The organism is Acidimicrobiales bacterium, from assembly GCA_016716005.1.
Classification (GTDB): domain Bacteria; phylum Actinomycetota; class Acidimicrobiia; order Acidimicrobiales; family JADJXE01; genus JADJXE01.
In genome coordinates this window covers 1-10,659 of sequence record JADJXE010000005.1, presented here as the reverse complement: position 1 = coordinate 10,659, position 10,659 = coordinate 1, and the positions used below count along the sequence as shown (strand labels likewise).

19 protein-coding genes are annotated in these 10,659 nt (G+C 75.3%); all 19 read left to right on the top strand.

Going from position 1 to position 10,659, the window contains the following annotated elements; genetic code table 11:
* Positions 1–43 precede the first annotated feature (43 nt).
* A complete protein-coding gene (locus tag IPM45_18335; GenBank protein ID MBK9181474.1) occupies positions 44–1,108 on the top strand; it encodes a hypothetical protein in 1,065 nt (354 codons plus the stop codon).
* Positions 1,105–1,692 (top strand): hypothetical protein, encoded by a 588-nt coding sequence (locus tag IPM45_18330; GenBank protein MBK9181473.1) that lies wholly within the window; start codon positions 1,105–1,107, stop codon positions 1,690–1,692. The genes IPM45_18335 and IPM45_18330 overlap by 4 nt, the downstream gene beginning before the upstream one ends.
* The gene (locus IPM45_18325) at positions 1,685–2,302 is read left to right on the top strand and encodes a toprim domain-containing protein (GenBank protein ID MBK9181472.1); all 618 of its coding nucleotides are present in this window, start codon (positions 1,685–1,687) and stop codon (positions 2,300–2,302) included. Before IPM45_18330 ends, IPM45_18325 begins: the two co-directional genes overlap by 8 nt.
* A 490-nt stretch (positions 2,303–2,792) precedes the next feature.
* On the top strand, positions 2,793–3,086 hold the full coding sequence (locus IPM45_18320) for a hypothetical protein (GenBank protein ID MBK9181471.1): 294 nt from the start codon (positions 2,793–2,795) through the stop codon (positions 3,084–3,086).
* Between the two features lie 3 nt (positions 3,087–3,089).
* Positions 3,090–3,308 (top strand): hypothetical protein, encoded by a 219-nt coding sequence (locus tag IPM45_18315; protein MBK9181470.1) that lies wholly within the window; start codon positions 3,090–3,092, stop codon positions 3,306–3,308.
* Complete coding sequence (locus tag IPM45_18310; protein MBK9181469.1) at positions 3,305–3,916, top strand: sigma-70 family RNA polymerase sigma factor; 612 nt, start codon at positions 3,305–3,307, stop codon at positions 3,914–3,916. The genes IPM45_18315 and IPM45_18310 overlap by 4 nt, the downstream gene beginning before the upstream one ends.
* Positions 3,907–4,479 carry a hypothetical protein gene (locus tag IPM45_18305; protein MBK9181468.1) on the top strand — a complete coding sequence of 191 codons (573 nt, stop codon included), beginning with the start codon at positions 3,907–3,909 and terminating at the stop codon, positions 4,477–4,479. The genes IPM45_18310 and IPM45_18305 overlap by 10 nt, the downstream gene beginning before the upstream one ends.
* Positions 4,479–4,829, top strand: coding sequence for a hypothetical protein (locus tag IPM45_18300; GenBank protein ID MBK9181467.1), 351 nt, complete (start codon positions 4,479–4,481; stop codon positions 4,827–4,829). The genes IPM45_18305 and IPM45_18300 overlap by 1 nt, the downstream gene beginning before the upstream one ends.
* Positions 4,830–4,997: 168 nt before the next feature.
* Complete coding sequence (locus IPM45_18295) at positions 4,998–5,231, top strand: hypothetical protein (GenBank protein MBK9181466.1); 234 nt, start codon at positions 4,998–5,000, stop codon at positions 5,229–5,231.
* A gap of 17 nt (positions 5,232–5,248) precedes the next feature.
* Positions 5,249–5,632: a hypothetical protein gene (locus IPM45_18290; protein ID MBK9181465.1), complete on the top strand. Its 384-nt coding sequence runs from the start codon at positions 5,249–5,251 to the stop codon at positions 5,630–5,632.
* 437 nt (positions 5,633–6,069) lie between these two features.
* Positions 6,070–6,537: a hypothetical protein gene (locus IPM45_18285; protein ID MBK9181464.1), complete on the top strand. Its 468-nt coding sequence runs from the start codon at positions 6,070–6,072 to the stop codon at positions 6,535–6,537.
* Positions 6,537–6,848, top strand: a complete 312-nt coding sequence (locus tag IPM45_18280) for a hypothetical protein (protein ID MBK9181463.1) — start codon at positions 6,537–6,539, stop codon at positions 6,846–6,848. Before IPM45_18285 ends, IPM45_18280 begins: the two co-directional genes overlap by 1 nt.
* On the top strand, positions 6,848–7,582 hold the full coding sequence (locus tag IPM45_18275) for a DNA cytosine methyltransferase (GenBank protein ID MBK9181462.1): 735 nt from the start codon (positions 6,848–6,850) through the stop codon (positions 7,580–7,582). Before IPM45_18280 ends, IPM45_18275 begins: the two co-directional genes overlap by 1 nt.
* Positions 7,583–7,587: 5 nt before the next feature.
* Positions 7,588–7,932 (top strand): hypothetical protein, encoded by a 345-nt coding sequence (locus IPM45_18270; protein ID MBK9181461.1) that lies wholly within the window; start codon positions 7,588–7,590, stop codon positions 7,930–7,932.
* The gene (locus IPM45_18265) at positions 7,925–8,716 is read left to right on the top strand and encodes a hypothetical protein (GenBank protein MBK9181460.1); all 792 of its coding nucleotides are present in this window, start codon (positions 7,925–7,927) and stop codon (positions 8,714–8,716) included. The genes IPM45_18270 and IPM45_18265 overlap by 8 nt, the downstream gene beginning before the upstream one ends.
* Positions 8,716–9,327, top strand: a complete 612-nt coding sequence (locus tag IPM45_18260) for a hypothetical protein (protein ID MBK9181459.1) — start codon at positions 8,716–8,718, stop codon at positions 9,325–9,327. Before IPM45_18265 ends, IPM45_18260 begins: the two co-directional genes overlap by 1 nt.
* A 176-nt stretch (positions 9,328–9,503) precedes the next feature.
* Positions 9,504–9,845, top strand: a complete 342-nt coding sequence (locus IPM45_18255) for a hypothetical protein (GenBank protein MBK9181458.1) — start codon at positions 9,504–9,506, stop codon at positions 9,843–9,845.
* 162 nt (positions 9,846–10,007) lie between these two features.
* Positions 10,008–10,304, top strand: a complete 297-nt coding sequence (locus IPM45_18250) for a hypothetical protein (GenBank protein MBK9181457.1) — start codon at positions 10,008–10,010, stop codon at positions 10,302–10,304.
* A 38-nt stretch (positions 10,305–10,342) separates the two neighbouring features.
* Positions 10,343–10,659: HNH endonuclease (locus IPM45_18245; GenBank protein MBK9181456.1), on the top strand; the 317-nt coding region annotated here is incomplete at its 3' end.

The following is a 10,659-nucleotide window of genomic DNA, read 5'->3' as shown; positions in this document are numbered from 1 at the left end:
GGTCGATCACTTCCGGCGGAACCCGGCCTGCAAGCTGCTCGGCGTGACGGCCACGCCGAAGCGGGCCGACGAGCTGGCGATGGGCCAGGTCTTCGAGTCGGCGGCGTTCGACATGGGCATCGAGGCCGCCATCGACGCCGGCTGGCTGGTGCCGGTGCGGCAGCGGGCGGTGGTCGTCGAGGGGCTGGACTTCAGCGGCGTCAAGAGCGTCGCCGGCGACCTGTCGGCCGACGAGGTCGAGCGGATCGTCGCGCAGGAGAAGGTGCTCCACCAGATGGCCGCGCCGACGGTGCAGATCGTCGGCGACCTGCCCACCCTGGTCTTCTGCGCGTCCGTCAGCCACGCCCGGCTGATGGCCGAGGTGCTCAACCGCTACAAGCCGCAGTCGGCCCTGTCGCTGGACGGCACGACGCCGACCGAGGACCGCCGGCGGGTGGTGGACCGCTTCCGCGCCGGCGACCTGCAGTTCCTGTGCAACTGCGGGCTGTTCCTCGAGGGCTTCGACGCGCCGGCCACGGCGGCGGTGGTGATGGGGCGGCCGACCAAGTCGCTGGCCCTCTACACCCAGATTCTCGGCCGCGGCACGCGGCCCCTGCCCGGCGTGGTGGACGGGCTGGACGCGCCCGAGGCCCGCCGCGAAGCGATCCGCGGCAGCGCCAAGCCGGCCATGACGGTGCTGGACTTCGTGGGCAACTCCGGGCGGCACAAGATCGTGTCGGCGGCCGACCTGCTGGGGGGCAGGTACGCCGAGCCGGTGCGGCAGTACGCCCGCCGGGTGGCCGCCGACCGCGGCGAGGCGGCCGTGCCGCAGGACGTCGCCGCCGACCTCGAACAGGCCACCGACGAGCTGGCCGTGCTGCAGATGTGGCGCGAGCTGAAGCGGCGCGAGGCGGTCAAGGCGCGGGCCGAGTTCCACGCCCGCCAGGTGTCGCCGTTCGCCGGCGGCGGGGCCGCCTTTACCCAGGCGGCCGACGCCCCGCGCGGCGACCCGCCGACCGACAAGCAGGTGTGGTATCTGGTGCGGCGGCTGGGCTGGAGGCCCGAGGCCGCCCGCGGGCTGAACAAGCGGCAGGCGTCGGCGGTGATCTCCAAGGCCAGGGAGGCGTGACCGTGGACCGGCTCAGCGTCGAACAGATCGTCGAGGTGTGCCGCGACTTCGGCGTCGAGGTCTGCCCCGGCCCCGGCGGCGGCGGGGTGCTGCGGGGCTGGACGTCCCGGCTGCCGCCCCAGCTGCTGGAGGTGGTCCGCCGCTGGCGGCGGGACGACCTGCGGAAAGCCCTGCCGTCGCCGGGGGACGGGCCGGAGCCGCCGGCGGCCGAGCCGCCGCCCGAGCCGGCCGCCGGCGGCACGGAGTTCCTGTGGCGCACCGGCCACCGCTACCTGCGGCCCGCCGACGGCCCGCCGGTGGTGCCGGCCGGGGCGTGGTGGCGGCGCCCGCAGGGGGCGGCCGGCTGGCAGGTCATCGAGGAGGAGGCGCATGTGGCCCGCGTCGGTGCTGAGTCGCTTTTCCGCGGTGAGCACCTGCCGCCGGGCGAGCACCTGGCGGGCCAGGTGCCCGGCGCACGACGACCGGACGCCCAGCCTGCAGATCTGGCTCGGCGACAACGGGGCGTTGCTGATGCGGTGCTTCAGCCGGGCGGCGGGGTGTACGCTGCCGGCGATCCTTTCGGCGGCGGGGCTGACCATGAGTGACCTGTTCCCGCCCGAGCTGCGCAACACCGGCCCCTACCGCACGGCGGGCCGCACGGCCGACCGGCCCGCCCGCCGGGTGGTCGAGACCTACGACTACCTCGACGAGGCCGGCGAGCTGCTCTACCAGGTCTGCCGCACCGACCCCAAGGGTTTTTTTCAGCGGCGGCCCGACGGCCGGGGCGGCTGGGCCACCGGCCTGGGCGAGGTCCGGCGGGTGCTCTACCGGCTGCCCGAGCTGCTCGCCCGCCCGGCCTGGCCGGTGCTGCTGGTCGAGGGCGAGCGCGACGTCCACGCCCTGGAGGCGGTCGGGCTGCTGGCGACGACGGCGGCGATGGGCGCCGGCAACTGGCTCGACGACTACGCCCGCAGCCTGCGCGGCCGGCGGGTGGTGATCCTGCCCGACAACGACTCGCCGGGCCGCGCCCACGCCGAGCGGGCGGCCGGCTCGCTGCTGGTCGCCCGCGCCGAGTCGGTGCGCGTCGTCGAGCTGCCGGGGCTGCCCGACAAGGGGGACGTGCGCGACTGGCTGGCCACGCACACCAGGGAGGAGCTGATTGCCGCGATCAGGGCCGTGCCGGAATTCCGGCTACTGGCCGCCGTGACGTCCTGAGCGACCGCACATAGCCCACCCGTTCGGGCGACCGGCGTGGCCACCGAGCCGAATTCGGAGGTTGACCCCCGCGGGGGGGGCGAGAAGTACCCCGCGCGACCGACCCGAGGAGAGGCCAGGCGGCCCGATCACGGAGTCGGCGACCAGCAGCGGCCAAGCGACCGGGGCGGTGGTGCCCCGGCGGCAAGGCCACCCCCGCGGCGGACGCGGGGCCAGCGGGCGCCCGAGGGCGCCACCGGCGGGCAGACGGCAGGCACCCGGCGGGCTGGCGGCGGCGAAGGGGCGGCGGGCAACCGCCGGGTGCGAACCGCTGGGCAACGAACGCAGCACCGTACGCGCGAACGGCCCGGCCACACCGGACGCAAGCGGCAGTAGCCACGGACGCCCGACAGGAGGCGCCGGGGATACTGCGCCCCGACCTGCCGCCCGGCCGCAGGCCCGCGGCGGGCGACCTTTGCGGCGGGACCAGGTGATGCGGGGAGGTCGAGCGATGAGGGCTGTCGCCAAGGCGCCGTGCCTGCTGTGCCGGGCCAAGCCGGCTAGCCGGCCGCGCGGGCTGTGCTGGGTGTGCTACTACCGGCGGCGGGCCGAGACGACGGTACTCGACTCGCCGCACGCCCGGCGGGGCGTCGGGCTGGGGGGCGGGCGCCGGCCGGCGGCCGAGCCGACCGCCCACCCGCCCGGCTCGGCGGGCAAGGTCGAGGTGATGGCGGAACGGGCGGCGCGGGGCGAGGGAATCTTCCACCCGGACGACGCCGGGTGGGCAACGACGACGGAGGGCTGAGCGATGACGAGTCTCAGGAACCTGACGGACCCGGCGGCGATCCTGGCGGACGCCCTGGGGGTGGCCGCCGCCGAGCGGGACGGCCGGACGACGGCCGACCTGGCGTGGCAGGCGGCCCGGCGGATCGAGGAGCTGGAGGCCAGCGTCTCCCGGCTGGCGGCGCGGGTGATCGTGCAGGGCGACCTGCTGTCCATGCGTGGCGAAAGGAGCTGCGGGCGATGACCGAGGAGCAGGCGCGACTGGTGACGGACAACCTCGCCCTGGCCCGCTGGGCGGCGCGGCGGTGGCACCGCGGGCGGGTGGCCCGGCGGGTCGGGCTGGACGACGCCGAGGCGGCGGCTGTGCTGGGCCTGGTCGAGGCGGCGATCCGCTTCGACCCCTCACGCGGGGTGCGGTTCAGCACCCTGGCGACCCACTACTGCCGGGCGCGGATCCAGGACGCCGCGGCCAGGGGCGGGGCGGTGACGGTGCCGCACACCCTGCCGCCGCGGGCGACCCGGGCGACCGTCGCCGCGCGGGGCGCGGCGCTGGCGGCGCCGGCCCGGCTGGGGCTGCCGGCGGTGCGGGGCACGCTGGTCGCCAGGGGCGAGGCCGACACCGAGGAGGGCCGGCGGGCCGAGGCGGCGGCGGTGCTCGCCCCGCTGCTCCGCGGGCTGACGCCGCGGGAACGGGAGGTGCTGCGGCTGCGGGCCGCGGGCGCCTCGCTGGCCGAGGCGGGGCGGCGGCTGGGGGTGACGGCGGGGCGGGTGTGGCAGATCGAGGCGCGGGCCTTGGCCAAGGCCCGGCGGGCCGCCGGGGTCCAGGCGGAAGGGGGTGTCCGGTGGCGGTGAGCGGGACGACGGCGGGGATCCTGACGACGGGCGACCTGGCGCGGGCGCTGATGGTGGCGCCCAGGACGGTCGTCAAGTGGATCGACTCGGGCAGGCTGCCGGGCTGGCGGCTGCCGGGGTCGCTGGACCGGCGGGTGCTGGCCCGCGACGCGGCCCGGTTCGCGGCCGAGGCGGGGATGCCGCCCGAGGTGATCCGCGGGCTGCTGCTGGCCGGCGGGGCCAGGGGCGTGCTGCTGGCGTCGCCGCTCGCCGACGGGGCGGCCCGGCTGGGCGACGCCCTGGGGCCGGCGTGGCACGTCTCCTCGGGGGCCGACGCCTTCGAGGCGGGCGCCGCCCTGGCGTCGCTGGGGCGGGCGGTGGCGGCGGCGGTCGCGTGGGGCGGCTGCGGGCTGCACCTGCCCGAGCTGGGCGACCGGGTGCGGCGGGCCGGCCCCGACGCCCTGCTGGTCGCGGTCGGGGCTGGGGATCTGGCGGTGGAGCTGGCCGCGGCAGGGTGGCTGACGCTGCCGGCCGACGCCGGCTGGGGGAGAATTGCGAACACCATACGGGAGGGGGTGCGGTGATGGGCAGGCGTGAGATCGAGACGACGACGAAGCGGGTGGTGCAGACCTGCGACCTGTGCGACCGCGATCTGGGCGGGATCAGCCCGGAGCGGTGCCTGGTGTGCGGCCGGGAGGCGGGCTACTGCTGCTCGACGCTGCGGCTGTGCTACGACGCCCGCCGCCCCGGCATGATCGACCTGGCCCTGCGGGTCTGCCGCGACTGCGAGCTGGCCGGGCGGGAGGAGCCGACGCCGCCGCTGGAGGTGATCGCCGCGGCGGTCAAGAAGGCGGACGGGGTGATCGGCGCGGCGTTGGGCCTGTGGCGGAAGGGGTCGCAGGAGTGGCGGCGGAGGAAAGGGGGTGTCGGGTGAGCGGCGAGGACTATCAGACCTGCACGCTGGTCCTGGCGGACGGGCGGCGGGTGACCTACACCGGGCCGGTGCAGGTCGAGGACGTGTCGGCGGCGCGGGTGGTGGGGGTCGAGATCAGCACCTCGCGGCGGCTGCCGCCGGGGGCGGCGTGGGAAAGGGTGGTGCGTGATGCAGCCGCAACGGAAGCGGGCGTCGAAGGCCACGGCGGCGGGCGAAGAGGCTGGCCTGGACAGGGCGGACGTTGAGCACATCCTCGGGACGTTCCGCGAGGACGGGGAGGTCACCAAGAAGGGGACGTTCGAGACGATCCTGGACCTGTTCGACCGGATGGACTTCCAGGGGGCCGACTATCAGTCCCCGATCGAGCCGGCGCCGGGGTTTGATCCGGAAGGGGGTGCGTGATGCGAGAGGCGGTAGTGGTGCTGATGGCCGGGCAGATCGGCCTGAGCGAGACGCTGACCCGGACGGTGATCGCGGCTTCCCTGGAGGACGCCGTCGCCGAGTTCGGCGCGCTGCTCCGGGCCGAGGCCGACGGCCGCAACAAGTGGTGCGAGATGACTAAGGCCGAATTGGTCGGGCGCGGCGTCGTCACCAGGGCCGCCGCGGCGGTCGCAGCCGAGCAGCCGCCGGCCGTCCCAGCCGACACGGCCGCGAGGCTGGCGGACGTGCCGGCGGAGGTGGGGGCGATCGCCGCCCGCCTGGCCGCCGTGGACGGTGTCAAGTACGACTGTGCGATCGTGACGTGGGAGCACTGCCAGTTGCTGGCCGGTGCGCTGGGGGGCAAGGGAAAGGAGGCGTGCTGATGGCGGACGACACTTTCGAGCCGACTGGGGAAGACCTGGCCCGCGACCTGCGGGCGGACCTGACGTTGTGCCAGTCGGTGGCGGACCAGGTCGTGGGCCTGCGGGCCGCGCTGGACGCCTGCCCGCCGGGGACGCTCTGGCCGGCGTTCCCCGTCTTGGCGCATGAAGGCTGGCCCGCGGCGATCCGCCGCGCCCTGGCGGCCGAGGCTAAGGTCGCGCGGTTGAACGACACGCTGGCGATCCTGAGCGCCCTGATGGTCGTCAAGCAGGAGTTGATGGAGAAAATGCGGGCGGCCCTGGCGGGGCTGGCGAGACACGCCGCCGACGTCGTCGTCTCCGACGGCGACACGACGTGCACCGTGGGGTGGCTGGCCCGGCAGGCTCTGGCCGACGCGTGCGACGAGGCCGACGCGGGTGCCGAGCCGGCGGCCGCCCGGCTGCCGGCCCCCCGGCCGACCGTGGTGTGCCTGTGCGGCTCGACGCGGTTCAAGGACGCCTTCGCCGCGGCGAGCAGGGAGGAGACGCTGGCCGGGAGGGTCGTCCTGTCGGTCGGGCTGTTCGGCCACAGCGACCCGGCGCTCGCGGGCGAGTGCCCGGTCTGCAAGGGGCAACGCGGCTGGTGCGAGGGCGGCCACTGGGGCGACTGCGCCCGCTGTTCCGGCGCCGGCGTGGTGTTCGACCAGGGGTCCCCGGCCAAGGCCATGCTGGACCGGCTGCACTTGCGCAAGATCGACATGGCCGACGAGGTGCTGGTGCTCAACGTCGGCGGCTACGTCGGCGAGTCGACCGCCCGGGAGGTGGCGTACGCCGAGGCGGCCGGCAAGCCGGTCCGCTACCTGGAGCCGCGGCCGGCCGACGCCGGCCGGGGGAGAATTGCGAACACCATACGGGAGGGGGTGCGGTGATGGACGAGGCGAGCGACGTGCGCGGCGTGCTGCTGGCCGCGCTGCAGATGGGCGAGTGGGAGGCCGAGCACCTGACCGGGCTGCAGCTGGCCCGGCGGCTGGCGGCGCTCCACCTCGCGACGGTGGACCGGCTGTCGGCGCTGAGTTACCAGTGCCAGGCGCTGGCCTGCGAGAAGCAGGAGCTGTTGAGCGGCGAGGCGTGGGACCGGCTGCGGGAGCAGGTGGCCTCGCTGGAGGCCGAGAACGCCCGGCTGCGGGCGGCGGCGTGCCTGGCCGGCGTGGCGGTCACCGACGACGACGGGGAGGCGTGATGGCCGTAACATTCGGCAGCCTGTTCAGCGGCATCGGCGGGCTGGACCTCGGGCTGGAGCGGGCCGGGCTGCGGTGCCTCTGGCAGGTGGAAATCGACCCCTATTGCCGGCGGGTGCTGGGAAGACACTGGCCGCACGTCGAGAGGTACGAGGATGTCCGCACGCTGGACCCAGGGCGTCTTTCCGGGGTGGACCTCGTCGCCGGGGGCGACCCCTGCCAGGGCAACTCGAAGGCGGGCGCCCCCCACAGCCGACCCGTCGAGGATCTCGGCCGTCACCTCGTCCGCGTTGTTGAGGCGGTTCATCCGCCTCTTGTCCTCCGCGAAAACCCCTACCCCTCCAGGGACGGGGCCGTCTGGCCCTGGCAGCGGATGCGGGCCGAGCTGGAGCGACTGGGCTACGCCGTGGTGCCCTTCCGACTCCGGTCCTGTTGCCTTGGCGGCTTCACCCGCCGGGACCGGGTGTGGCTGCTCGGGCACCGTCCCGACGCCGATCGCGTCGGACTGGCGGGGATCGACGGGGCAGGGGTGCCGGGTGGGGTCGCTGGCGGAACACCTGGCCGTGAGGTGCGGGGCGGACGGACGGACGGTCTACCCGCACCCCGAGTATGTCGAGGCCGTGCTGAGGTTCCCGCCCTCGTGGACCGACTGCGGGGACTCGGCAACGCCGTCGATCCCGCCTGCGCCGAATGGGTCGGCCGGCTGATCATGGGTGCAATCAACGGGGAGGCGTGATGGCCATGCACACGCTGACCATCCCCGACTGGCGGCCGGTCAGCCTCAACCGGCTGCTCGGCTGCCACTGGGGGACGCGGTCGCGGCTCAAGCGCCGTGACCGCGACCTGGTGGCCGCCTACGCCCTGGCCCTGGGGGTGCCGAGGGCGCAGGGCCGGCGGCGGGTGACGGTGCGGGTCGAGGCGCGGGGCACCCCGCCCGACCCGGACGCCGCCTTGAAGAGTCTGCTCGACGCGCTGGTCGCCTGCGGGCTGCTCATCGACGACTCGGGCGAGTGGTGCGAGCTGGGCACCCCGACGGCGGTGCGCGGGCGGGAGGACCGGACGGTCGTAACCCTGGAGGATCTGTGACGTGCTATTCTTTCTGGGGGTCCACGAGCCGGCCTGGGTGGCGCGCACCCCGGTCCCGCTGTTCGTCTCGGCCCGGCGGCTGCGGCGCCGCAAGCGGCTGCCGGCGGCGGCGGGGACGTGGGCGCTGGACTCGGGCGGCTTCACCGAGTTGTCGCGGTACGGGACGTGGCGGACGGACGCCATGACCTACAGCACCGAGGTCCGCCGTTGGTCCGCCGGGGTGGGCAAGATGGCCTGGGCGGCGGCACAGGACTGGATGTGCGAGCCGGCGATCCTGGCCAAGACCGGGTTCACCGTCGCCGAGCACCAGCGGCAGACGGTCGCCAACTACCTGCTGCTTCGCCAGTTGGCCCCCGACCTGCCTTGGCTGCCGGTGGTCCAGGGGTGGTCGATCGCCGACTACCTGCGGTGCGTGGACCTGTACGGCGAGCGGGGCGTGGACCTGCGGACGCTGCCGCTGGTCGGGCTGGGCAGCGTCTGCCGGCGGCAGGACACCGCCGAGGTGGCCGAGATCGTCCACGCCCTGCACTCGCTCGGCCTGCGGCTGCACGGATTCGGGGTAAAGGCCGGCGGGCTGCGGCGGGCCGGGCGGTGGCTGGTTAGTGCCGATAGCATGGCGTGGTCGTTCGCCGCCCGGCGGTCGCCGCCCCTGCCCGGCTGCCGGCACGCGACCTGCGCCAACTGCCTGCGGTACGCGCTGCGGTGGCGGGCGGCCCTGCTCGACTCGCTGCCGCGGGAATATCAGGCCAGACTGCCCTACCGCGTCACCCTGGAGGATCTGTGATGGACGCCTTCACCCCCGGCTCGGTGTGGGCCGCCAACCGGGACGCCCTGCTGACCCTGCCCCGCCGGCAGGTGGTGCTGCTGGCGGCGGACTGGGCCGAGGACGTGCTGCACGTCTATGAGTCGGCCTGTCCCGACGACGACCGGCCCCGGCGGGCGGTCGAGGCGGCACGCGACGGGGGCGATGACACCTACGCCGCCGCCTACGCCGCCAACGTCGCCGCTGCCTACGCCGCCTACGCCGCCAACGCCGCCAACGCCGCCAACGCCGCCGCCAACGCCGCCGCTGTCAACGCCGCCTACGCCGCCGCCTACGCCGCCGCCGCCTACGCCGACGCCGCCGCCTACGCCGACGCCTACGCCGACGCCTACGCCGCCTACGCCGCCAACGCCGACGCCTACGCCGCCTACGCCGACGCCTACGCCGCCTACGCCGCCACGCCGCCTACGCCGCCTACGCCGCCGTCGCTGCCGGCGGGTGGCAGCGGGTCCACGCCCGATGGCGGGCGGCGTGGCACGGCGGTCGGGCCTTCGACCCGGCCTGGCGGACGCCGCTGGCCGTCGAGCTGGCGGCGGACCCAGAGGCGTACCCGGTCCTGCTCGACCACCTGAGCGACCTGGGGGCCGACGTGGACGACCTGCGGCGTCCGCCGTGGGGACTCAGCAACTGGGCCGTGTATCACGACGCGGGCCGGGCTGATCGGGGGGCTGCTGTCCGACCTGTGTGAGGACAGCCGGGCGGCGAAGGAGGCGGCGCGATACCCGCGAGGCGTTAAAGGGCAAGGCCGATGATTGACCGCGATTTGATCGACGCCATCCACGCCCGCCTCGACGAGTGCCCCGACGACTGGCAGGCGCGGCGTGAGCTGGCGGACCTGCTGGAGGAGCGGGGCGACCTGACCGGCGCGGCGTGCCAGCGGTGGATGGTCGCGGAGGGGAAGCACCCCTACCGTGGCCCCGTCGGCCGGGAGTGGTGGTGGCCGGGGTGCCACTCGAACTGCGAGGGCGCCAACCGCCTGCCCGAGCGGGTCTGGGTTGAACTGCCGGACTGGAGCGAGCGGGGCTGCCGCCGGTGGCTGGAGGCCGCCCTGGCCGTCGCCCTGTCGCGGGCCGGGCTGATCGGCCAATAGCAGCTTTACCCACTCTACTACTACTACTACTGCTGCTGTAATAGGCTATAGGCTAAAAGCGATCTTACATGTCCCTTACCGCCGGCCGGACCCGGCTTCCCCCGGCGCCCGGCCGGCGGTACACTCCTCCGGTCCCCCACGCGCCACGACCGAGGCCGAGCCGTGACCGACGGAGCAGACGCCCCCGCCGTGCCGCTCCACGTCCTTGAACAGCGGCTGGAGGAGCTGGCCACGCGCGTCACCTCGCTGACCGTGGCCGACTGGGCCGTGGCCTGCGAGGTGCTGTGCCCCGAGCTGTACGCCCAGCCCCGCCGCAGCCGCGGCCGGCTCCGCGCCCCGCCGGGGTCGCGGGTCAGGGTCCACTGCTACGCCAAGCGGGTCGAGGCGGGCCACGCCGTGTTCTCCGACCGGGACACGCGGGCCGGTGGTCCCCCGAGCGGTGCGCCCCCGCGGGCATAATGGGGGCGTGACCAGGTGCCTCACCCGGCGAGGGCGAGATGCCCAAGAAGGCGGAGACGCACGGCGTAGCCAGGCCCGCGCGGGGCCACAGCCCGCGGGGGCGTACCGCCGCGCGCGGGTACGGCTCGGCGTGGCAGCGGCTCTCCGAGCAGGTGCGGCGGGAGCGGCCGGTCTGCGAGGAGTGCGGGATCCGGTGGTCGCAGTGCGTGGACCACGTCGTCAGCCTGGCCAGGGGCGGCACCGGCGAGGCCGGCAACCTGCGGGCGCTGTGCTGGGGCTGCCACTCGGCCAAGACGGTGCGGTGCGACGGCGGCCTCGGACGGCGGGGGGAGGGGGAGGCAATCTCTGGCACCAA

Bases quoted from the DNA above. Each gene is read 5' to 3' on its own strand.
- IPM45_18255 (MBK9181458.1), top strand. From the start codon at position 9,504: ATGATTGACCGCGATTTGATCGACGCCATCCACGCCCGCCTCGACGAG.
- IPM45_18275 (MBK9181462.1), top strand. From the start codon at position 6,848: ATGGCCGTAACATTCGGCAGCCTGTTCAGCGGCATCGGCGGGCTGGAC.
- IPM45_18280 (MBK9181463.1), top strand. From the start codon at position 6,537: ATGGACGAGGCGAGCGACGTGCGCGGCGTGCTGCTGGCCGCGCTGCAG.
- IPM45_18300 (MBK9181467.1), top strand. From the start codon at position 4,479: ATGGGCAGGCGTGAGATCGAGACGACGACGAAGCGGGTGGTGCAGACC.
- IPM45_18295 (MBK9181466.1), top strand. From the start codon at position 4,998: ATGCAGCCGCAACGGAAGCGGGCGTCGAAGGCCACGGCGGCGGGCGAA.
- IPM45_18260 (MBK9181459.1), top strand. From the start codon at position 8,716: ATGGACGCCTTCACCCCCGGCTCGGTGTGGGCCGCCAACCGGGACGCC.
- IPM45_18310 (MBK9181469.1), top strand. From the start codon at position 3,305: ATGACCGAGGAGCAGGCGCGACTGGTGACGGACAACCTCGCCCTGGCC.
- IPM45_18320 (MBK9181471.1), top strand. From the start codon at position 2,793: ATGAGGGCTGTCGCCAAGGCGCCGTGCCTGCTGTGCCGGGCCAAGCCG.
- IPM45_18270 (MBK9181461.1), top strand. From the start codon at position 7,588: ATGCACACGCTGACCATCCCCGACTGGCGGCCGGTCAGCCTCAACCGG.
- IPM45_18315 (MBK9181470.1), top strand. From the start codon at position 3,090: ATGACGAGTCTCAGGAACCTGACGGACCCGGCGGCGATCCTGGCGGAC.
- IPM45_18325 (MBK9181472.1), top strand. From the start codon at position 1,685: ATGAGTGACCTGTTCCCGCCCGAGCTGCGCAACACCGGCCCCTACCGC.